Source organism: Vibrio sp. SCSIO 43153 (genome assembly GCF_023716625.1).
GTDB classification, from domain to species: domain Bacteria; phylum Pseudomonadota; class Gammaproteobacteria; order Enterobacterales; family Vibrionaceae; genus Vibrio; species Vibrio rotiferianus.
In genome coordinates, this window is sequence record NZ_CP071855.1 from 814134 (window position 1) to 835457 (window position 21324).

General features: G+C 44.3%; 20 protein-coding genes. 11 read left to right on the forward strand and 9 right to left on the reverse strand.

The window, feature by feature from the left end; genetic code table 11:
* The first annotated feature begins 179 nt into the window (after positions 1 to 179).
* The 6 genes from J4N37_RS03820 to yfcE all read left to right on the forward strand — a co-directional run bounded on the left by J4N37_RS03820 (position 180) and on the right by yfcE (position 3408).
* Positions 180 to 914 carry a DUF1538 domain-containing protein gene (locus J4N37_RS03820; protein WP_010446766.1) on the forward strand — a complete coding sequence of 245 codons (735 nt, stop codon included), beginning with the start codon at positions 180 to 182 and terminating at the stop codon, positions 912 to 914.
* Entirely contained in the window at positions 911 to 1702 is a 792-nt protein-coding gene (locus J4N37_RS03825) for a DUF1538 domain-containing protein (RefSeq protein ID WP_010446768.1), read from the forward strand. The genes J4N37_RS03820 and J4N37_RS03825 overlap by 4 nt, the downstream gene beginning before the upstream one ends.
* A complete protein-coding gene (locus tag J4N37_RS03830; RefSeq protein WP_010446770.1) occupies positions 1692 to 2042 on the forward strand; it encodes a P-II family nitrogen regulator in 351 nt (116 codons plus the stop codon). The genes J4N37_RS03825 and J4N37_RS03830 overlap by 11 nt, the downstream gene beginning before the upstream one ends.
* A complete protein-coding gene (locus tag J4N37_RS03835) occupies positions 2039 to 2443 on the forward strand; it encodes a CBS domain-containing protein (RefSeq protein ID WP_010446771.1) in 405 nt (134 codons plus the stop codon). Before J4N37_RS03830 ends, J4N37_RS03835 begins: the two co-directional genes overlap by 4 nt.
* A 124-nt stretch (positions 2444 to 2567) precedes the next feature.
* On the forward strand, positions 2568 to 2777 hold the full coding sequence (locus J4N37_RS03840; protein WP_010446774.1) for a hypothetical protein: 210 nt from the start codon (positions 2568 to 2570) through the stop codon (positions 2775 to 2777).
* Between the two features lie 85 nt (positions 2778 to 2862).
* Positions 2863 to 3408, forward strand: coding sequence for a phosphodiesterase (gene yfcE / locus J4N37_RS03845; RefSeq protein WP_038885303.1), 546 nt, complete (start codon positions 2863 to 2865; stop codon positions 3406 to 3408).
* A gap of 53 nt (positions 3409 to 3461) precedes the next feature.
* Here the strand turns inward: yfcE and J4N37_RS03850 are convergent, their stop codons facing one another.
* The 4 genes from J4N37_RS03850 to J4N37_RS03865 all read right to left on the reverse strand — a co-directional run bounded on the left by J4N37_RS03850 (position 3462) and on the right by J4N37_RS03865 (position 6237).
* Positions 3462 to 3740, reverse strand: a complete 279-nt coding sequence (locus tag J4N37_RS03850; RefSeq protein WP_045399025.1) for an Rdx family protein — start codon at positions 3738 to 3740, stop codon at positions 3462 to 3464.
* Between the two features lie 289 nt (positions 3741 to 4029).
* Complete coding sequence (locus tag J4N37_RS03855) at positions 4030 to 4785, reverse strand: sulfite exporter TauE/SafE family protein (protein ID WP_252041691.1); 756 nt, start codon at positions 4783 to 4785, stop codon at positions 4030 to 4032.
* A gap of 46 nt (positions 4786 to 4831) precedes the next feature.
* On the reverse strand, positions 4832 to 5347 hold the full coding sequence (locus tag J4N37_RS03860) for a regulatory protein ToxS (protein WP_010446781.1): 516 nt from the start codon (positions 5345 to 5347) through the stop codon (positions 4832 to 4834).
* An 11-nt stretch (positions 5348 to 5358) separates the two neighbouring features.
* Positions 5359 to 6237: a transcriptional regulator gene (locus tag J4N37_RS03865; protein ID WP_071235567.1), complete on the reverse strand. Its 879-nt coding sequence runs from the start codon at positions 6235 to 6237 to the stop codon at positions 5359 to 5361.
* Positions 6238 to 6506: 269 nt separating this feature from the next.
* Between J4N37_RS03865 and htpG the strand changes: the two genes are divergently transcribed.
* The 3 genes from htpG (at position 6507) to hemH (ending at position 10481) form a co-directional block, all read left to right on the forward strand.
* Entirely contained in the window at positions 6507 to 8411 is a 1905-nt protein-coding gene (htpG, locus tag J4N37_RS03870) for a molecular chaperone HtpG (RefSeq protein ID WP_252041693.1), read from the forward strand.
* Between the two features lie 319 nt (positions 8412 to 8730).
* Positions 8731 to 9375 (forward strand): adenylate kinase, encoded by a 645-nt coding sequence (adk, locus tag J4N37_RS03875; RefSeq protein ID WP_005425498.1) that lies wholly within the window; start codon positions 8731 to 8733, stop codon positions 9373 to 9375.
* Positions 9376 to 9515: 140 nt separating this feature from the next.
* A complete protein-coding gene (hemH, locus tag J4N37_RS03880) occupies positions 9516 to 10481 on the forward strand; it encodes a ferrochelatase (RefSeq protein WP_252041694.1) in 966 nt (321 codons plus the stop codon).
* 92 nt (positions 10482 to 10573) lie between these two features.
* Here hemH and J4N37_RS03885 read toward each other — a convergent pair whose 3' ends face one another.
* Complete coding sequence (locus tag J4N37_RS03885; RefSeq protein ID WP_010446785.1) at positions 10574 to 11962, reverse strand: peptide MFS transporter; 1389 nt, start codon at positions 11960 to 11962, stop codon at positions 10574 to 10576.
* 331 nt (positions 11963 to 12293) lie between these two features.
* On the opposite strand from J4N37_RS03885, the gene rfaH reads away from it, so the two are divergent.
* Complete coding sequence (gene rfaH, locus J4N37_RS03890) at positions 12294 to 12788, forward strand: transcription/translation regulatory transformer protein RfaH (protein WP_010446786.1); 495 nt, start codon at positions 12294 to 12296, stop codon at positions 12786 to 12788.
* A gap of 343 nt (positions 12789 to 13131) precedes the next feature.
* Here rfaH and asnB read toward each other — a convergent pair whose 3' ends face one another.
* From asnB to nagA, 4 genes are all read right to left on the reverse strand, one after another.
* On the reverse strand, positions 13132 to 14796 hold the full coding sequence (asnB, locus tag J4N37_RS03895; protein ID WP_010446787.1) for an asparagine synthase B: 1665 nt from the start codon (positions 14794 to 14796) through the stop codon (positions 13132 to 13134).
* 229 nt (positions 14797 to 15025) lie between these two features.
* Positions 15026 to 16615: a cation:proton antiporter domain-containing protein gene (locus J4N37_RS03900; RefSeq protein WP_138956011.1), complete on the reverse strand. Its 1590-nt coding sequence runs from the start codon at positions 16613 to 16615 to the stop codon at positions 15026 to 15028.
* Between the two features lie 81 nt (positions 16616 to 16696).
* On the reverse strand, positions 16697 to 17911 hold the full coding sequence (gene nagC / locus J4N37_RS03905; RefSeq protein WP_010446789.1) for a DNA-binding transcriptional regulator NagC: 1215 nt from the start codon (positions 17909 to 17911) through the stop codon (positions 16697 to 16699).
* 2 nt (positions 17912 to 17913) lie between these two features.
* On the reverse strand, positions 17914 to 19050 hold the full coding sequence (gene nagA, locus J4N37_RS03910) for an N-acetylglucosamine-6-phosphate deacetylase (protein ID WP_038885294.1): 1137 nt from the start codon (positions 19048 to 19050) through the stop codon (positions 17914 to 17916).
* Positions 19051 to 19540: 490 nt separating this feature from the next.
* Here nagA and nagE point away from each other — a divergent pair, with 490 nt between their 5' ends.
* On the forward strand, positions 19541 to 21115 hold the full coding sequence (gene nagE, locus J4N37_RS03915) for an N-acetylglucosamine-specific PTS transporter subunit IIBC (protein ID WP_252041695.1): 1575 nt from the start codon (positions 19541 to 19543) through the stop codon (positions 21113 to 21115).
* Positions 21116 to 21324 lie beyond the last annotated feature (209 nt).

The following is a 21324-nucleotide window of genomic DNA, read 5'->3' on the forward strand; positions in this document are numbered from 1 at the left end:
AGTGATGTGTTCAATTGATGTTGATACATTGGCACATTCCCAATTTAAGTCATTGCCCTCCCACTTAGTTCACATTTTTAACATATGTAACCAAATGTTATTTATGTCGGAATGTTGCTCACACTCGCTTGTTCAAAACTATGTCATTCTAAAAAAGCACATACAAAAAAGGGAATTGAATGGCAGCATTGTTGGCACTATTTCGCGCCTGTCTAAGCAGCGCAAGGGACTTACTTCCTATTGTTGTTGTGATTACTTTTTTCCAACTGGTTGTTTTACAAGAGCCGCTACCCAACATCGCTCCAATTCTTTTTGGTTTATTGCTGGTTGTTCTTGGCCTGACGTTTTTTATTTTTGGGTTGGAAATGGGGTTGTTTCCGATTGGAGAAAGCATGGCGCAGGCTTTTGCCAGAAAAGGCAGCGTATTCTGGTTGCTTATTTTTGCTTTTTGTCTTGGCTTTGGAACAACCATCGCAGAGCCAGCTCTGACTGCTGTTGCTGATGAAGCTTCAGAAGTGGCAGCTGAGGGCGGGATGATACTCAATACCGAAGAAGCGATGGAAGAATACGCGGATGGCTTACGTCTCACAGTTGCATTGTCGGTAGGGATTGCAATCGTGCTCGGTGTTCTACGCATTCTTAAAGGTTGGCCAATTCAGTATATGATTATTGGTGGGTATATCGGTGTTGTTATTCTAACCGGGTTTGCTCCAGAGAATATTATTGGTATTGCTTATGATTCTGGCGGCGTTACAACCTCTACTATTACCGTACCTTTGGTAACCGCTTTGGGAGTAGGGCTTGCTTCTGCGATCAAAGGTCGTAATCCGATGATTGATGGTTTTGGGCTGATTGCTTTTGCCTCTCTTCTACCGATGATGTTTGTGATGGTTTATGGGATGGTGGTGGCATGATCTCATTTGCTCAGTTTTCGGATACTTTTCTTTCCACCGTCCGTGATGTAGTGCCTATCGCGACCATTATTTTTGGTTTCCAACTTGCGGTATTGAGACGTCCTGTTACCAACCTCTCTAAAGTCATACTTGGCTTCTTCTACGTTATTTTAGGATTATCTCTTTTTTTAATCGGGCTCGAAATGGCGTTGTTTCCATTAGGTGAAACAATGGCGATGCAGCTAACAGCTCCTGACTTTTTGATCGAATTTAAAGTCTCACTGGGTAAAGCTCTGAGTTGGGTTGACTATTATTGGGTGTACCTATTCGCGTTTTGTATTGGCTTTAGTACTACGATAGCTGAACCTTCGCTTATCGCTGTTGCCATCAAGGCAAATCAAGTGTCTGGGGGAAGTATTAGTGTTAACGGACTCAGAATTGCGGTTGCGTTAGGGGTGGCCATTGGTATTGCTTTAGGTAGCTATCGAATTGTAGTGGGTGATCCTATTCATTATTACATCATAGCGGGTTATATAGTGGTGGTTATTCAAACACTATATGCACCAAAGTTAATCATTCCCTTGGCATATGACTCGGGAGGGGTGACGACATCGACGGTCACTGTCCCATTGGTTACGGCTTTGGGATTAGGGCTTGCGTCTACTGTACCTGGACGAAACCCGATGATTGATGGTTTTGGCTTAATCGCTTTTGCCAGTCTATTTCCTATGATTTCTGTGATGGGCTATGCCCAAATAACCCAGTGGTTGAATAAAGATACCGCGGAGGAGAAAGAAAATGCGCTTTAAATTAATTCTGGCCTTTGTGGAGGATAGCAAAACCGACACAGTGTTGGATGCCGCTCGCGAAGCAGGTGCAACCGGGGCGACGGTCATCAATAACGCCCGAGGGCAAGGTTTAAATCAAAAACGTACCTTCTTTGGTCTCACTCTTGAAGTACAGAAAGATGTGTTGCTATTTGTCGTTGAAGAGCATCTTTCGCGGCATATATTAGAAACGATCAGTGAGGTCGGAGAGTTTGACCAAGAATCCGGTCAGGGAATCGCGGTACAAATCGATGTGGAAGACGCAGTGGGTGTTGCGCACCAAGTCGAGACATTAGCAAAGGTTGTTGAGGATGAGCTATGAGTAATCAAGAAATCATTCGTATTAGAGATGTGATGGCATCTACCTACGTTATCGTTGATGGACTTATGACGGTTCATGAAGGTATCGGTCTGGCTCGAAAACATCAGGTCAAAGCATTAGTCGTCCAGAAACGCAATCAAGATGATGAGTTTGGTATTGTGCTGATGAACGACATTGCAAAAAAAGTGCTTGCCGTTGATCGATCTCCTCAAAGAACCAATATCTACGAAATCATGACTAAACCAGCGCTGACAGTCGACCCTAACATGAACGTAAAATATTGTGCGCGGTTATTTGAGCGTTTTGGTATTAGTCGGGCACCAGTGATTGAAAATGGCCAAGTCATTGGCATGGTTAGTTACAATAACATTGTCATGAATGGGATGGCGAAAGGGGAATAGCTGATCATTAATCTCATTCAAGCGACTGGGAGTGAACAGCATTATTTCAGCTATAAATCCCTTTGCATAACCGAAGTATGCATTTTATCCTTTTGCAAAGAGTAGAATTTTAAGGAAATAGTGAATGCCTTTAGTTGCCTGTCCTGTCTGCGAAAGACAGATTTCAAAACGAGCACACAGTTGCCCGGGGTGTGGAGAGCCAGATCCTCTAAATCATTTGGCTAAATCTAAGTTTCTGTCGATGACACTATGGCTAGCTGCATTGATTGGTTTTGGTTATGCCTTCTGGTTTTACCTTTTGCCTATGATGATTGAGTTTGCTCGTCAGCAGTAGTTGAATCCGTACTGAAGCTGAATCGCTGTTGAGGTTATATAAGAAAGCCGTAGAATGGCGTCATTCTTTTTGAGGAGACGATGTCGTGAAACTATTTTTTGCCTCAGATTTGCACGGTTCTTTGCCAGCAACAGAAGAAACCATCAAACTGTATTTAGCCTCAGGTGCAGAGCACTTGATCTTACTTGGAGATACGCTCAATCACGGGCCGAGAAACCCAGTGCCAGAAGGCTACAATCCGCCACAAGTGGCAGAGCTTCTGAATCAATACAGTGAACAGATTATTTCGGTACGTGGTAACTGTGACAGTGAAGTTGACCAGATGCTATTGAACTTTCCAATGATGACAGACTATGCGTGGATCCTTTTAGAATCCGGCAAGCGCATTTTCTTAACTCATGGTCACTTGTATCATAGTGGTAAGCGTCCACCATTGCGTGAGGGAGACATTATTGCTCACGGCCATACTCATATACCAGTGGCAGAGGAACAAGACGGGGCTGTTATTTTTAACCCTGGCTCGATGACATTTCCTCGAAACGGTTTGCCGCGCAGCTATGGTTTGATGGAAGGTAACACACTAACCGTGCAAACGCCGGAAGGTGCAGTGCTAGCTCAAACAACGATTTAATCAACGAGTCATAGAGCACATCAGATATTAAATAATAGGGAGCCATTGGCTCCCTATTTTGTATCTGAATGGCCTAAATCACGCTCTGGGTCGATGATGTCTCTTACTCGTTGTTTAAGGACTTTAGCCTCAGGAAAACCGCCGTCTTTTTTACGCTCCCAAATTTGCGTGCCGTTGCAAAAAATCTCAAAACGGCCACCTGTGTCCGGATGCAAGCTGATGGTTTCAATCTCTTCACTGAAAGTATGAAGTAGCTCTTGCGATAGCCAAGTAGAGCGCAACATCCAATTGCACTGGCGACAGTAGTAAATGTCTATGATGGCTTTATCCATTTCTTATTTCCTTTCTCTAAACACGAGGGTTTGTTGAACTTTCGTGGTTAAATTTTGTTCGAGATAAAATCGTTTTAGGTGAGGCGAGGAGTGTGTCGCCTAGTCATTCTAAGCAAATACTCCTTAACAAAGCATAAAACGATTTTAGCCGAACCCTTTGGGCAGCGTTTGTTGGTCATTTCTACTGCGTTATCGACTTCTCATGTAGGCTAGCTACACAACAAAGTCTCTGCCTTGTATAAATACCCAACAATTCGCTGCAAAAATCAGCTCGAAAGGTCAACAGACCCTAAAGTAGCAGTTTGATGCTGACAGCAAAGGTGAGGATCTCAAACGCAATCTTGATAACGCGATTGCTGTATCGAGTTGCTGCCCACGCACCTAAACTGCCACCTAAAAATGAACTCAATAACAGCACGGGTAGCCATGCCCAATGAATCGGAGCGCCTGCGTGTACGATGGCAACACCACCAATACCATTCCAAAACAGACCGACACAAATCATGGTGTAAGCCACTGCTTGCTTGTAGTCGTACCCAAACCAACGCACGAGGAACAGCGTCACAAGGAGACCTGAACCTGCGGTCAGAGAACCATTGACTATGCCTATTAACATCAACCCCAATCCGCCCAAGATCCAGCCCAATGTATCTCGGTGGGTAGCAAGCTCGACTTGGCCAAGTTCTTTTTTAAAGCGGGAATAGATGCCAAGAGCAAGGATCATCGCACCAAGCATTTTCTCAGCGATATTGTCAGGTATTTGGACAATCAGATTCGCACCAATCACGACACCAATGCTGCCGACTAGAATCAGATAAAGTGCGACTTTCGGTTTTATTGTGCCCGCTTTGAGGTGTGTGCTTGCCGCACCTAGTCCAAGTGCCACTGAAGCCACTTTGTGTGTACCAAGTGCGACAGAAAAGGGCAAGCCGAGAAAGATCAATAGCGGAAATTGCAATAAGCCAGCACCGCCACCAGAGAGGGAAGCGAGTGTATTTGCAACAAGGGAACCGAAGAAGAGAGTGAGAGTATCTAGCCAATCCATGCGTGAAAGAAAGGGGCCATCTTGGCCCCTTATCATTGAATCAAAATCAGTTTCTAAACAGTACCGTAGAACCGTGGTTCAAGCTAGTCAGTAGTAACGTTTTTTCGTTAACCACGTCGATGCGACGGCTTTGCTCGGCATCCAGTCGGAAAATCTGCGTAATTAAGCTCAGCTGTTCGTCAGTAAAATCCTTTGACTGAGATGACGAGATATCCTTGAACTCTGATGGGGTGACTAAGAGGTAATTGTCACTTACTTCCCAGCGTCCTCGTTCTGAAATGTTGATCGTGGACTCAGCAGATGAACCCTGAGCAAACAACTTAATATTTGCTACGCGAATGTAATCGCCGTTAGGTAAGTATTTGACGTTCGATTCAACGTTGACACGGCGTAATGGGCCTACTGTGTCATCCGGTAAATTATCTGTAATGACGGTAACCATAGTGGATTGCCACTCATTAGAAGTCAGAACTTGTTCTACTTTTAGGTCACTGCCCCAATAAAGCCAGCTACTAAATAATGCAGACACGGCTAACACCGCAATAGCGAGTTTAATTTTCATCATGCCTCCTATTATTTGCAGATGTCAGTTGGGTCGTTTTGACCAGCAAAAATACGCAATGTCACATTTTCATATGAATGGTCCGTATCGTGAATGTAGTTCAATACAAGCTTATTACCTTGACCTCCAGTAGCGATAACTTTCACTGGCATTACATCGTTTGTATGATTTTCTACGTATCGAGCAACACATTGCTCGATGGAAGGCATCCACTGCATCAATTGAGGGTGGTTTGCCGGAGTCATAACGGGTACACCGCTAAACTCTGCAATTTGGCGAAATTGAGATTCAGCTGGTTTAGTGAGGGTAAAGACGATGATTGGCAGCAGTACAGCAACGAATAAAATGGCACGCGTGAACCAGTTGTTTTTTGAACTTACTTTTGCCGCTGAAAGTGGTGTTGCGTTGTCGCTTACTGAGCTTGGATCTGTTGATACAGAGTCTTCAGCCTGCGGTTGCGCTTGAATCTCTTCGGTAACACTTTCAAAAGTGCTTTCTTCAGCGTCGATATCTTCAAGCTCGGCATTTGGCTCTGAGGTTGGAGTGCTCATTCTTTCGACACTACAAATCAACTGATAGCCGCGTTTAGGTACCGTTTTTACAAACTCGGGGGATTTTGTTGAGTCCTTCAACATTTTGCGCAATGTAGAAATCGCTTGAGTTAGGCTTGAGTCATCCACCTCAAAGCCTTGATCTCGCCAAACAAACTCATGGAGCTCATGGCGGGTTAATACTTCATTTGGTCTCTCTGAAAGCATAAGCAGAATTCGACTTTCATTGCTTCCTAAGCGAACAACTTCATTGCCACTTTGTTGGTCAGCGAGAGAATTGCTATTTGGGTCAAAGATAAACCTTTGAGCAAGTAGGAATTTGGTGCCGATGTTAGTCATTTAGTTCTTCTTAGATGGATGATTTTGTAATAGTGGTGATTTGCATCGCATTTATTCTGCAATAACAAGATCAAAATAGTGAATTTTAGAAGGTTTTATGCATCAAGGATAAACAAATTTTTCTAAAAAAACACCGTTTTTACCAATATTGACCTTGAATTTACATTTGTCAGCCACATGTTAAATAGCATCTCACGTTGGCATTGAATGATTAAATGCCTCTCAGGCTACGCCAGTTATGGCCGTTAATTTAGATATATGGAGCAAACATGAGCGAGACCGTATCTCAAAACAAAGAAACTCGTGGCTTTCAATCTGAAGTAAAACAGCTACTTCACCTTATGATTCATTCTCTTTATTCGAATAAAGAGATTTTCCTGCGCGAATTGATCTCAAATGCGTCTGATGCATCGGATAAACTGCGTTTTCAAGCGCTATCTAACCCAGACTTGTTTGAGGGCAATGCAGACCTTGGTGTCAAGCTTGCGTTTGATGAAAGCGCGAACACATTAACCATCTCTGATAACGGCATCGGTATGAGCCGTGATGATGTGATTGAACACTTAGGTACGATCGCAAAATCAGGGACGGCAGAATTTTTCTCAAAATTATCTGATGAGCAGAGTAAAGACTCTCAGCTAATTGGTCAATTTGGTGTTGGTTTCTACTCGGCGTTCATCGTTGCTGATGCGGTAACTGTTCGCACTCGTGCTGCGGGCCTAGCGGTTGACGAAGCGGTTCAATGGCATTCTGCAGGTGAAGGTGATTACACCATCGAGACTATCACCAAAGACACTCGTGGTACGGATATCGTGCTACACATGCGTGAAGAAGGTAAAGAATTCCTAAACGAATGGCGTCTGCGTGATGTGATCAGCAAATACTCTGATCATATCGGTATCCCTGTTTCTATCCAAACTGCGGTTCGTGATGACGAAGGTAAAGAAACTGGTGAGAAGAAGTGGGAGCAAATCAACAAAGCTCAAGCGCTTTGGACTCGCAATAAATCAGATATCTCTGAAGAAGAGTACCAAGAGTTCTACAAGCACGTTTCTCATGACTTTGCTGATCCTCTTGCTTGGAGCCACAACCGTGTAGAAGGTAAGAACGACTACACCAGCCTGCTTTACATCCCGGCAAAAGCACCATGGGATATGATGAATCGTGACCATAAATCGGGTCTGAAGCTGTACGTGCAGCGTGTGTTCATCATGGATGATGCAGAGCAATTTATGCCTTCTTACTTGCGCTTTATTCGTGGTTTGATTGATTCCAACGATCTGCCTTTGAACGTATCGCGTGAAATCCTACAAGACAATAAAGTTACTCAATCGCTACGTAATGCTTGTACTAAGCGTGTGCTTACTATGCTAGAGCGCATGGCGAAGAATGATGAAGCTAAATACCAATCATTCTGGAAAGAGTTCGGCCTTGTGATGAAGGAAGGCGTTGCAGAAGACATGGCAAACAAAGAGAAAGTTGCCGGTCTATTGCGCTTTGCTTCTACTGAAGTGGATTCTGCTGAGCAAACTGTCGGACTTGCTTCTTACATTGAACGCATGAAAGAAGGCCAAGATAAGATTTACTATCTAACGGCAGACAGCTACGCAGCCGCGAAGAACAGCCCGCACCTAGAGCAGTTCAAAGCGAAAGGCATCGAAGTTATTTTGATGTTTGACCGCATTGATGAGTGGCTGATGAACTACCTGACTGAGTTTGATGGTAAGCAGTTCCAGTCGATTACTAAAGCAGGCTTAGACCTAAGTAAGTTTGAAGACGAAGCGGAAAAAGAAAAGCAGAAAGAAACTGAAGAAGAGTTTAAGTCTGTTGTTGAGCGCACCCAGTCTTACCTAGGCGACCGAGTGAAAGAAGTTCGTACGACTTTCAAACTTGCTACTACGCCAGCGGTTGTCGTGACGGATGATTTCGAAATGGGCACGCAGATGGCGAAGCTTCTCGAAGCCGCCGGTCAAGCGGTACCTGAAGTTAAGTACATCTTCGAAATTAACCCAGAGCATGAGCTAGTGAAGCGTATGGCGGACGAAGCAGATGAAGAAGCATTCGGACGTTGGGTAGAAGTGTTACTAGGCCAAGCAATGCTGGCAGAGCGAGGTTCGATGGAAGATCCAACGCAATTTGTCGGTGCCATCAACAAGCTTTTGACTAAGGTTTAATAGTCAAATATCAGCAAAAAGCTCGCAAAATGCGGGCTTTTTGTTTGCTACCGCATAGATTCACACTTTAAGTGTTGAGTTAGTAATCAATAAGACAAGAAAGCAGGCATTGCTAACATTCTTTAGTCTTAACCTGCTCATTGCATCGTTAACCTGTGTTAGAATCGCAACACTTGAATGTGAGTAATAAGGCGTGTATTTTGGCTCGCCTAAACGTTATACCGAAACTTATCGTTGCCAGTGCTTCGCAGGATTGATTCCTGGAAGCCCAGCTATTGTGAGCTTCGGTATAAATCTTAAATATTAAAGAGGATAAATCATGCGCATCATTCTTCTAGGTGCTCCAGGTGCAGGTAAAGGCACACAAGCAAACTTCATCATGGATAAATACGGTATTCCACAAATCTCTACTGGTGATATGCTTCGTGCTGCTATCAAAGCAGGTACAGAGCTTGGTAAACAAGCTAAAGCTGTTATCGACGCTGGTCAGCTAGTTTCTGATGAAATCATCCTTGGTCTAATCAAAGAGCGTATTGCTCAAGACGATTGCGAAAAAGGTTTCCTACTAGATGGTTTCCCTCGCACTATCCCTCAAGCTGACGGCCTAAAAGAAATGGGCGTTGACGTAGACTACGTTATTGAATTTGATGTAGCGGATGACGTGATTGTTGAGCGTATGGCTGGTCGTCGTGCTCACCTTCCTTCAGGTCGTACTTACCATGTTGTTTACAACCCACCAAAAGTGGAAGGTAAAGACGACGTAACGGGTGAAGACCTAGTTGTTCGTGATGACGACAAAGAAGAAACAGTACGTGCACGTCTAGGTGTTTACCACGAGCAAACAGCGCCACTTATCAACTACTACGGTAAAGAAGCTGAAGCTGGTAACACTAAGTACCTTAAATTCGATGGTACTAAGCAAGTTGCAGAAGTAAGCGCAGATATTGAGAAAGCACTAGCATAATTTGCTAACGGCAAAATTTAATATTTTGATATATTTAAAAGCGACCTTTGGGTCGCTTTTTTATTTTTGCCTGTAAGTACGATGAACCATCTGGTTCGTTCCACCGTACAAAGCAAGCCGATCACCATGAATAGGATGTTATGAAAAACAACAATAATAAACAGGGCGTGTTATTGGTTAACTTGGGTACGCCTGATGAGCCAACTGCACCAGCTGTAAAACGCTTTTTAAGTCAGTTTCTTCATGATCATCGTGTCGTTGATATGACGCGTTGGCTTTGGTGTCCAATTCTTCACGGTGTCATCTTGCCAATTCGCTCACCGAAAGTTGCCAAGCTGTACCAGTCCGTCTGGATGGAAGAGGGCTCGCCTTTAATGGTGTACTCAAAACGACAAGCTCAGAAGTTAGCTGTTGCCCTCGATATGCCAGTTGAGTTGGGTATGACTTATGGTAACCCAAGCTTACAATCAGGCTTTGAAGCGCTGCAGGCTCAGGGGGTAGAGGAAGTGATTGTATTGCCTCTTTACCCGCAATACTCAGGCACAACGACGGCCGCCGTCTCTGATGGTATGACGAAGGCGTTCAAAAAAATGCCTGTAATGCCAGAGTTTAGCTTTATCCGTGATTACCACAACCATCCCCAATACATCGCTGCATTGGCGCAATCGGTGCGTGACCATTGGGCAGAGCATGGCCAAGGTGATTACTTGCTGTGTTCTTACCATGGTATTCCTAAACGATACGCAGATAATGGTGATATTTACCCTAAGCATTGTGAAGAGACGACACGTTTGCTTGGTGAAGCGCTAGGCTTGAATGAAGAGCAGATCGGCATGACGTATCAGTCTCGCTTCGGTCGCGAAGAGTGGCTACAGCCATACACGGATAAGACCCTAGAAGTGCTACCTGGCCAAGGTAAGAAGAAGCTGAACATTATAACTCCAGCTTTCTCGGCAGACTGTTTAGAAACGCTTGAAGAGATCTCTGAAGAGTGTCGTGAAATCTATCTAGAGGCTGGTGGCGAGAGCTTTAGCTATATCCCTTGTTTGAACGACAACGATGACCACATCGAAATGATGACTGAGCTTGTTCGTTCTAAGCTGTAAAGCTTAATCCAAATCTATCACCAACGTTGTTTGAGTGTCAGAAAACAAAAAGGGTCGCGATTGCGACCCTTTGTTTTTATTTGTACTTTATATTAAGCAACTTGAGTTTGTTGCTCTTCAATTTGTTCTGCTGTGCTGTGCGTGTTTTCAGCACCGTGCATCCAACGAACTAGCGTGTTAGAGAACAACAGTAGAATCACGCCTGAAATTGTTGCAGTAACTGCGATGCCGCTGAAGATAGCTAGCGCACCAAGTTCACCCACGTGAGAGCCTACGTAACCTGCAACGTAGTTTGCAATCGCGTTACAACCAAACCATGCACCCATCATAAGCGAAGCAAGGCGTAGCGGAGCTAGTTTCGTTACTAGAGATAGACCGATAGGAGATAGACACAGTTCACCAAGGGTATGGAAGAAGAATGCGCCCACTAGCCATAGCATTGATGTTTTAACAGCAGTGTCACCGCCTTGTTCCATAACTGCACCAACCATGCATAGGAAGCCAAGAGCTAGGAAGAACATAGCTAAGGCAAATTTCATTGGTGAGTTTGGTTCACGTTTGCCTAGTTTTACCCAAAGTACTGCTAATACAGGAGCAAGGGTGATAATGAAGAATGGGTTTAGTGATTGGAACCACGCTGCTGGAACTTCAAAGCCACCGATCATGCGATCCGTGTATTGCTGCGTGTAGATGTTCATTAGACCACCAGCTTGCTCAAAGCCAGCCCAGAAAACGATAGTAAACAAACTCATCACTAGGATAACTTTGATTCGATCCACTTCTTCTTTCGTTAGTGGCTCTTTTTTCTCTGAATTCTTGTTTGCTAGATCGCGTTTTGCTGCTGGTTCACGGCCGATATCACCAAGCCAAGACTGAGCGAATGTCATTTGCATAACAAGGCTGACAAGCATACCAATACCAGCGGCAACAAAACCTGCTTTCCAACCAAATTCGTTAGTTACTGAGCCTGATACAACGCCAGCAAGCAATGCACCGATGTTGATACCCATGTAGAAAATAGTGAAAGCACCATCACGACGGTTATCACCTTCTTGATATAGGTCACCTACCATCGTTGAGATGTTTGGCTTAAACAGGCCGTTACCAGCAATAAGAAGTCCAAGACCTAGGTAGAAAGTGTGAAGAGAACCAAGACCTAGAGCATCTGCAGGCATCGCTAGCGTGAATTGACCAACAGCCATTAACGCACCACCAATCAGAATTGAGCGGCGTTGACCTAAGTAGTTATCCGCAAGGTAGCCACCGATAAGAGGAGTGATGTAGACAAGTCCAGTATAGATGCCGTAAAGATCTAGAGCATCTTTAGTCGACCAGCCAAGACCACCGTTCATGGTTGTGTCAGTCAGGTAAAGTACTAGAATGGCGCGCATTGCGTAGTAAGAAAAGCGTTCCCATAGTTCAGTTCCGAACAATAAGAACAAGCCACGTGGGTGACCAAAGTATTGATGTTGGTTTGACATAAGCTCTTCTAATAGTAGTTATTACATTTTTTAACGAAATCTACGTATACATTGCAATTTGTGTGATGACAAATAATAAAATTTCATGTTTCGATAGTAATCCTTTGTTAAGTTGCTGTTTTTGAGCATAAATCCAGTGTTTTTGTCGGTGTAATGTTTGTATTACAAACTTACTTTTCAGTTTTGGTTATAGACTTTTGCGGCGTTGGGTTGTTTTAAGTTATTGATTTCGTGGATGTGTTTTGGTGTTACGTATATGATTTTGATCGGGAATGACTCGTTTTCTTGATAATGCTACGATAATTAAAAAAGCAGTAGGCGAATATAAAAAATGAAACGTTGGTATTTGATTTATTGTAAGCGTGGTGAGCAGGCTAGAGCGAAACTGCACTTAGAGAACCAATCGGTAGAGTGTTTCTATCCGACGGTAGAAGTCGAAAAGATTTTACGAGGGAAAAGGCAGGTTGTTAATGAGCCTCTTTTCCCTTCCTATGTTTTTGCTAAGTTTGACTATGAGCAAGGACCAACATTTACGGCAGTTCGTTCAACTCGAGGTGTCATTGACTTTGTTCGCTTTGGCTCACAACCCACAGAAGTGGATGGAGCATTGATTTCTGAACTAAGGGAATCGGAACATCAAATCGAACAAGTAACAGCCAGTTGCTTGCCAAAGCAAGGAGACATGATTCGTATTAAGAGTGGTCAGTTTGCTGGTATAGAAGCGATCTTCCAAGAAAAAGATGGCGAGAAGCGTTCAATGATGCTGGTGAAAATGATTACGCAAAGCGTACCTGTCAGTATTGAGAATAAAGATCTCGACTTGTGATGCTAGGGTCTGTTGATCTTTCGCGGTTAAATTTTGTTCGGATGGGGACGCCTAGTCAGAATCGTTTTAGGCGCGGCAAGAAGTATAAAACGATTCTAACCGAACCCTTCGGGCAGCCTTTGTGGTTCATTTCTACAGCGTTATCGGCTTCTCGTGTAGGCTAGCTACACTTCAAAGCCTCTGCCTTGTAGAAATTTCCCACAAAGTGCTGCAAAAATCAGCTCAAAAGATCAGCAGGCCCTAGTAAATAGAAAAAGAGGAGCGAAAGCACCTCTTTTTGATCGTGTTTGTCTTACCTGTATTCAAGGCTGGGGAAGCCAGCCCTAATAAAAGCTCAATAAGATTAGTATGCGTCGTTGTGAACGGTCTGTACTGCACGACCCGATGGGTCGACACAGTTTTGGAACGACTCATCCCACTCGATCGCTTTAGCCGAAGAACACGCTACTGACGGACCACCAGGAACACACTCTGCAGCAGATGGCAGTGGGAACAACTCTTCGAAGATCTCGCGGTACACATAACCTTCTTTCGTCGTTGGTGTGTTGTAAGGGAAGCGGAATTGCGCCGTTTCCATTTGTTGATCCGTTACTTTCTGTTCTGCAACTTCTTTGAGCGTATCGATCCAGCTGTAGCCTACACCATCAGAGAACTGTTCTTTTTGACGCCATGCGATCGACTCTGGAAGGTAGTGCTCAAAACATTCGCGAAGAATGTGTTTTTCCATCTTGCCGTTGCCACACATCTTGTCTGCTGGGTTCAAGCGCATTGCTACGTCAATAAACTCTTTGTCTAGGAAAGGTACACGGCCTTCTACGCCCCATGCTGCTAGTGATTTGTTAGCACGTGCACAGTCAAACATGTTCAGAGCAAGCAACTTACGTACTGTCTCTTCGTGGAATTCCTTCGCGTTTGGCGCTTTGTGGAAATATAGGTAACCACCGAAGATTTCATCTGCGCCTTCACCTGACAGTACCATCTTGATGCCCATTGCTTTGATCTTGCGACCCATTAGGAACATTGGTGTTGAAGCGCGAATCGTTGTTACGTCGTAGGTTTCAATGTGGTAAATCACATCACGAATCGCATCTAAACCTTCTTGAATGGTGTATGTCATCTCGTGGTGAACCGTACCAATCTGGTCTGCAACTTCACGAGCGGCTTTCAAGTCTGGTGCACCTTCCAGGCCAACTGCGAATGAGTGCAGTTGTGGCCACCATGCTTCAGATTTCTCATCGTCTTCAATACGCATCGCTGCAAATCGTTTTGCAACTGCTGATGTGATAGAAGAATCTAGACCACCAGAAAGAAGTACACCGTATGGCACGTCTGTCATGAGCTGACGCTTTACTGCTGCTTCTAGCGCTTCAGTTAGCTCTTCTTTGCTTGTGCTGTTGCCTTGTACGGCTGCATATTCGTTCCAGTCGCGGGTGTAGTAACGCTGAGGCTCCGCATCTGCACTGCTGTAGTGACAACCTGGAGGGAACTCACTCACGGTTTTACACACGGGTACTAGTGCTTTCATTTCTGATGCAACGTAGTAGTTGCCGTGCTCATCGTAACCTTGGTAAAGCGGAATGATACCGATGTGGTCACGACCTACTAAATACTCGTCTTTTTCTTCATCGTAAAGTACGAATGCAAAAATGCCGTTTAGTTCTTCCAGAAGGTCAGCGCCCATGTCTTGGTATAGCGCTAGGATCACTTCACAGTCTGAATCGGTTTGGAATTCGTACTTGCCTTCGTAGCGAGCACGAATCTCTTTGTGGTTGTAGATTTCACCGTTTACAGCAAGGATGAGTTTTTTATCAGGGCTGTATAGCGGTTGGGCACCACTATTTAGACCAACGATCGCCAGACGTTCATGCGCTAGGATTGCGCGCTCTGATGAGTAAATACCAGACCAGTCGGGACCACGGTGACGAAGCTTTTTCGACATCTCAAGTGCGATAGGGCGCAATGCCGCTGCATCGCTCTTAATGTCTAAAATGCCAAATACTGAACACATACAACATCCTTTTTAAACTAAACAATTTTTAATCGGTATGGATTCAATTTGCCATTCTGAGTAAAAAAAGCAACGTTTTGTGATTAAAAAAATGATAAAAAGGCTTGTTGATTAGATTTTATTTAAAAATTATCTATTTTTAATGAATGAGATCAAGGTTTGGTTTAAGAAATGTACAAAAAAGCCCTCTTATTGAAAGAGGGCTCGGTAAAAATATCCACCTCGATGCTTATTTCATCGGCGTAAATTGAGGTTGAAGTTGATCGCAAACATGACGTGCAAAACCACTACCAGCTTCGCTATAGATGTTGAATGCGGCATCGACGCCAGTCTCTAGCAAGCCTTCAAGTTGATCTGGGTATTCGGCAATCGCTGCAATTTGCCCTTTATAGTTTCGACTTTGCAGCTGCTCTAGCGCAGTTTGGTTACCTTGGTGATGCGGCATCGCCAATAGAACCAGTTTGACGTTTGCTGTATCTAAAATACGCTCCCAGAAATCTGGGTCAGTCGCATCGCCAGAGATGACATTGCGGCCTTCAGAGCGATGCTTGTGAGCGGCGTCTTCACGAACTTCTACGCCGAGCGAAATCTTACCGTAGCGAGCGCGTAATTCGTCGTAAGCACCAGTGCCAATTCGACCCATACCAAGAATTAAGACTTGGGCATGGCCGGGATTGATGAGCTGGTCGCGTTGGTTCAGTTTTTCTGCTGCAGTTTCTTGCAACCACTTGCCAGAATGTTGGTAAATCTGGTGGCCAAGTCTGTTCAGCGGGGCTGAAATGATGAATGAAATAGACACCGCAACAGCAATTGCAGCCAGCATGTCGCTAGGCATCCATCCCATCTTATAGGCCAAGCCACCAACAATCAGACCAAATTCACTGTAGTTGAAAAGTGATAACGATGTCAGCAATGAAGTACGCACACGGAACTTAAAGTGGTTGATGGTCAGGAAGTAGAGCAAGCCCTTGATTGGCAGCAGCAGAATAAATAGCAGAGCTAAGCCAACACCTGTAAAGCTCAATGACGCAGATAAACCGATGTTAAGGAAGAAACAGACTAAGAATAGCTCTTTCATATTAAAGAGCGATTTTGATAGCTCAGACGCTTTACGGTGACCAGCCAGTAGCATACCTAAGATCAAAGCCCCTAAATCTGGTTTCATACCAACCAGTTCAAATAAGCCTGCACCAACCACTAACGCGAAAAAGATGCCGAACAGAACCAGCATTTCACCGTGACCTACTTTATCGAGCAGCTTGTAGAACAATGGTCGAAGGAGCGGTAATGCAAATAAACCTATGGCGTACCACTCTGGAATCTTGCCTGTAGAAGCCGTAAGGAAGACCACAGCAAAAATATCCTGCATAACCAGAATACCAATTGCTAACGTACCGTAAGTAGCATTCATCTCACCTTTTTCTTGTAGAGTTTTAACGGCAAATACGGTACTAGAGAAAGAGAGCGCAAAGGCAAGTAATAGGATCTGACTGTGATCCATGGTGGCAAGGGATGAAAGCCCAAGCAACTTCAGCCCAACGAGAACCAGCGCAAAGAAAAGAGTCGAGAGAATATTGTGCGCTGTAGCACCGCCCCAAATTTCTTTAGAAAGCAGCGTTTTTACATCCAGCTTTAAACCAATGGTGAAAAGCAGCAAGGTCACACCAAGATCTGCGAGCGTGACAATGACGTCATTACTTTGGTAGCCAAACGCATGAAGGCCAAAACCTGCAAGTAGGAAGCCGACCAAAGGGGGGAGGTTACATTTTAGAGCGATGAAGCCGGCGAGAAACGCCGTTGTAATTAGAATAATTTCCATACTGTTGAGCTATATTCCTGATATACAAAAACGGGCTGTGAAACCACAGCCCGAGATTGTAACTCAATTGGTTGTATAAACTTAGTCTTCTAGCAACTTTTGTAACAAAACTCCGTTCAACATAGCGCGTTTGATCATCGCAAAGGCACCCATTGTCGGTTGTTTATCAATAAGAGATGCGACAATAGGCAGCTCATTGTGGAATGTTTTAAGTGACTGGTTTTCAACATTACGCTGGATTGCAGGGAAAACAATTTCTTCTGCTTCAGTAATATCGCCGGCAATGACGATTTTCTGTGGGTTAAACAAGTTAACAGTAATCGCAATGGCTTTTCCTAACTGGTTGCCCACGCGGACTAAGCTTTGTTTCGCTAATTCGTCACCGTTTATTGCATGCGTGCATACATCTTCAATGGTGATGTGCTCAAGCTGGGTAAGGCTAGATTCGTAACCTTGTGCAATCAGCTTTTTCACTCGTTGAACGATAGCTGGGTTTGCCGCTACGGTTTCTAAACAACCGAAGTTGCCACATTGGCATTGTTCGCCAAGCGGGTCGATTTGAATGTGACCAATTTCACCTACGTTGCGGTTAAAGCCGAGGAATACTTGGCCATTCACAATGATACCAGCACCGGTACCACGGTGAACACTGACAAGGATTGAGTCTTGGCAATCTTGGCTCGCACCAAAGTAGTGTTCAGCCAGTGCCATACCACGCACGTCGTTACCAACAAAACATGCGGTATTGAACTTTTCACGAATGATCTCACCCAAGGCTAGGTTATCAATATCTGTGTTTGGCATGTACTCAACTACGCCGGTGGTAGGGTTTACCAAGCCAGGAAGCGTAATGCCAATAGCAATTAATTGATCGATCTTATCGTGGCAGCGATCCACAAATTCTTTTAACAAATCGACCAAACCTGCAATGAGGTCTGCTTGATTGGTGTAGTGAAGTTCGTGTTGGTCTTCTGCTAGTGCGGTGCCACCGAGGTCATACAGACAAAACTGAACATAGTCTCGTCCTAATCGAACAGCGATGGAGTGAAAAGGTTTTACTTCAGTGGTCAGCGAGATAGCTCGTCGACCGCCGGTAGAAGCTTGTTGCGCGACTTCTTTGATTAAGCCGCGCTCTAAAAGTTGGCGGGTTATTTTGGTAACACTCGCTGGAGCGAGCTGACTAACATCCGCGACCTGAATACGGGAGATTGGACCTTGTTGGTCAATCAGCCTATATACCGCAGCGCTGTTAAGCTGTTTTACTAAATCTACATTACCAATCTGTCCGCCATTCATGCTTAATTTTGCTCGTATTGTCCGTTAACAACCGTCGCTTTTACATTGAAGTCACGATCGAAAACGGTCAGGTTAGCTACCATTCCTTTTCGAATACGACCAAGACTGTCTTCAACACCAATTGCGGTTGCTGGATACAGCGTAGCCATTCGTAGAGCTTCGTCTAAAGCGATGCCTGCGTGCTCAACTGTATTCTGAACTGCTTCAATCATAGTCAGAGCTGAGCCGCCTAGTGTGCCATTTTCATCAACACACTTACCATCTCGGTAATATACTTTCTTACCGACAAAAATAAAGTGATCAATGTTAGCACCTGCTGGAGCTGTGGCATCCGTCACCAAAACAAGCTTTTCACCTTTGATTTTATGAGCAATTCGAATGTTTGCGTAATCAACGTGGAAGCCGTCAGCAATGATACCTGCATAAACTTCAGGAGTGTCGTAAATCGCACCAACTACACCTGGTTCACGACCAACCATTGGTGTCATTGCGTTAAATAGGTGCGTAGCGAAAGTGATACCTGCGTCGAAGCCTTGACGAGCTTCTGCATAAGTCGCGTTGGTATGACCAATAGAAACCACGATACCAGCCGCTTTCAAACGAGAGATGTGCTCTGGGTCATTTTGTTCTGGTGCTAGCGTTACTTTTGCGATGATGTCAGCATTCGCACAGATCAGGTCAATCATACCGTCGTCAGAAGGGCGGATGAAGTCAACGCTGTGAATACCTTTTTTCGCTACGTTTAGGTACGGACCTTCAAGATGCAAACCTAGCGATTGGTTTTGGTATTTATTGTGGTACTCGCGGGCCGCAGCAATCGAAGCACGCATGTCTTCGTCTGAAGAAGTGATAAGAGTAGGTAAGAAGCTTGTACAACCAGACTTGAGGTTAGCTTCATGCATAATCTGCATTGTTTCTGGAGTGATTTCATCATTCAACATCACGCCGCCGCAGCCGTTTAGCTGAAGGTCAATAAAACCCGGGCTTAGGTTGGCACCTTCTAGGTTTCTAATTTCCATACCTTCTGGCAGTTCAGTAACTGGCACTACTGATTGAATCTTGTCGTTGTCGATGATGACCGCATGATCGGTAAGAACATCACTACCGGTATAGATTTTACAGTTACTTAGCGCATACATAGTCAGCTAATCCTTATACGTGAGAATTTAAATTCTTCCTCGTTATCTAATAGCGATGAATGCGAACCTAATCGGTAACTTACTTTGTGTTACTGAATTAGATAACGAGTTAAATACAGCAAGTCGCGTTTTATCGATGTCATTATCAGAGTAACCAACTGAAAAACATAAAAGTAATTGGTTTTTATGATTGTTTTTTAGAGCGAAGTTACTATGAATCATCTATTGAGATACCAAAATAACACTGATTCTGTCTTGCATAAAGTGCGAGAATCTTATCTTTAAAACGCCATTTTTTCGTATAATAAAATAAGTTTTATGATCTCGCTAGCAAAAACCTTTTGGAAAGGCAAAAACTGGTGATTATGATCACAAACAATGAGCTTTTAATTTGCGGAGCAAAATTAATATCATAAACTGAGAACGACTAAATTGAACGACTGAAATAAGTCTTTCGACAAAACATAAAATCCTATAGGGGGAACTTAAGGTGAATATTCTTGGATATGCGCAAAAGTTAGGTAAAGCTCTTATGCTTCCTATCGCAACGCTTCCAGTTGCGGCGCTTTTACTACGCTTAGGTCAAGGTGACCTATTAGACATTCCATTTATGGCTCAAGCTGGTGGCGCGATCTTCGGTCAGCTTCCACTTCTATTTGGTCTAGGTATTGCGATTGGTCTTTCTAAAGACGGTCAAGGTGCTGCAGGTCTAGCTGGTGCAGTTGCTTACTTCGTAATTACAGCAACAGCGACCACAATCAACGCTGACGTTAACATGTCATTCTTCGGCGGTATCATCGCTGGTATTATCGCTGGTCACTCTTACAACGCTTTCCATGCTACACGTCTTCCTGAGTGGTTGGCATTCTTCTCTGGCAAACGTCTAGTACCAATCATGGCAGGTCTATTCTCGCTAGTAGCTGGTGCTGTTGCTGGTGTTGTATGGCCAACAATCCAAGGCGGTCTTGACGCGCTAGCTCACGCAGTTTCTACTTCTGGTGCTATCGGTCAGTTCGTATACGGTACTCTTAACCGTGCACTTATCCCTGTAGGTCTACATCACGTACTAAACTCGTACTTCTGGTTCGGTATGGGTACGTGTCAAGAAGTTCTAGTTTCTGGCGCAACGGCTGCTGGTCAAGCTCTTCCTGCTCTACAACAGCTTTGTGTTGACCCAGCTCTAGCTAAGACTCTTGTTGTTGGTCAAACTCACACATTCGAATTTGCTAACTCTGTAACTCCAGAAATCACTGCAACAGTTAAAGAAGTAACAGAAACTGTTAAATCTGGTGACCTACACCGTTTCTTCGGCGGCGATAAGAGCGCTGGTGTATTCATGAACGGTTTCTTCCCAGTAATGATGTTCGGTCTACCTGGTGCAGCTCTAGCTATGTACCTTGCAGCACCTGCTGAAAAACGTAGCCAAGTTGGTGGTGCACTATTCTCAGTAGCATTCTGTTCATTCCTAACAGGTATCACTGAGCCACTAGAGTTCATGTTCGTATTCCTAGCTCCAGCTCTATACGCAATGCACGCAGTATTTACTGGTCTATCTCTAGTAGTTGCTAACATGTTTGGTACACTGCACGGCTTCGGCTTCTCTGCTGGTCTTATCGACTTCGTATTGAACTACGGCCTAGCAACTAAACCTCTACTATTGTTCGCAATCGGTCTAGGCTTCGGTGCTCTATACTTCTTCACATTTAGCTTCGCAATCCGCGCATTCAACCTGAAATCTCCAGGTCGTGAAGACGATGACGAAGATACATCTGCTGCTCCAGCTGGTGATGCGAAGAAAGGTGACCTAGCTCGTCAATACCTGAAAGCGCTAGGTGGTCATGACAACCTAACTTCAATCGACGCATGTATCACTCGTCTACGTCTTACTCTTAAAGACCGCTCAGTAGCAGACGAAGCTGTACTTAAGAAACTAGGTGCGAAAGGTGTCGTTAAGCTAGGCGAAAACAACCTTCAAGTTATCCTTGGTCCTCTTGCTGAAATCGTTGCTGGTGAAATGAAAGCAATCGGTGCAGGTGAAGACCTATCAGATGTAAAACTTCCTTAGTTACATCAAACTGACTCTCTATGATTGGGCCTCCTTCGGGAGGCCTTTTTTCGTTTTTAAGACGATGAACTGCTGAGCAATCAAGCTAACACGATAAATAATGGCTATTTAAAGCGAGATCTTGTTGTCTAATTACTAATAATTGTGGATCATTAGGAGCAATGCACTCTGTAAAACCATAGCGGTTAACAGAGTCTCGTTTTCTCTGA

Coding starts and splice junctions, on each gene's coding strand:
- J4N37_RS03900 (WP_138956011.1), bottom strand. CDS start 16,615: ATGGAAATTATTCTAATTACAACGGCGTTTCTCGCCGGCTTCATCGCT.
- J4N37_RS03855 (WP_252041691.1), bottom strand. CDS start 4,785: ATGGATTGGCTAGATACTCTCACTCTCTTCTTCGGTTCCCTTGTTGCA.
- J4N37_RS03860 (WP_010446781.1), bottom strand. CDS start 5,347: ATGAAAATTAAACTCGCTATTGCGGTGTTAGCCGTGTCTGCATTATTT.
- J4N37_RS03820 (WP_010446766.1), top strand. CDS start 180: ATGGCAGCATTGTTGGCACTATTTCGCGCCTGTCTAAGCAGCGCAAGG.
- nagC (WP_010446789.1), bottom strand. CDS start 17,911: ATGAATGGCGGACAGATTGGTAATGTAGATTTAGTAAAACAGCTTAAC.
- J4N37_RS03840 (WP_010446774.1), top strand. CDS start 2,568: ATGCCTTTAGTTGCCTGTCCTGTCTGCGAAAGACAGATTTCAAAACGA.
- J4N37_RS03885 (WP_010446785.1), bottom strand. CDS start 11,962: ATGTCAAACCAACATCAATACTTTGGTCACCCACGTGGCTTGTTCTTA.
- J4N37_RS03835 (WP_010446771.1), top strand. CDS start 2,039: ATGAGTAATCAAGAAATCATTCGTATTAGAGATGTGATGGCATCTACC.
- J4N37_RS03830 (WP_010446770.1), top strand. CDS start 1,692: ATGCGCTTTAAATTAATTCTGGCCTTTGTGGAGGATAGCAAAACCGAC.
- hemH (WP_252041694.1), top strand. CDS start 9,516: ATGAAAAACAACAATAATAAACAGGGCGTGTTATTGGTTAACTTGGGT.
- J4N37_RS03865 (WP_071235567.1), bottom strand. CDS start 6,237: ATGACTAACATCGGCACCAAATTCCTACTTGCTCAAAGGTTTATCTTT.
- nagA (WP_038885294.1), bottom strand. CDS start 19,050: ATGTATGCGCTAAGTAACTGTAAAATCTATACCGGTAGTGATGTTCTT.
- J4N37_RS03850 (WP_045399025.1), bottom strand. CDS start 3,740: ATGGATAAAGCCATCATAGACATTTACTACTGTCGCCAGTGCAATTGG.
- htpG (WP_252041693.1), top strand. CDS start 6,507: ATGAGCGAGACCGTATCTCAAAACAAAGAAACTCGTGGCTTTCAATCT.
- asnB (WP_010446787.1), bottom strand. CDS start 14,796: ATGTGTTCAGTATTTGGCATTTTAGACATTAAGAGCGATGCAGCGGCA.
- J4N37_RS03825 (WP_010446768.1), top strand. CDS start 911: ATGATCTCATTTGCTCAGTTTTCGGATACTTTTCTTTCCACCGTCCGT.
- adk (WP_005425498.1), top strand. CDS start 8,731: ATGCGCATCATTCTTCTAGGTGCTCCAGGTGCAGGTAAAGGCACACAA.
- rfaH (WP_010446786.1), top strand. CDS start 12,294: ATGAAACGTTGGTATTTGATTTATTGTAAGCGTGGTGAGCAGGCTAGA.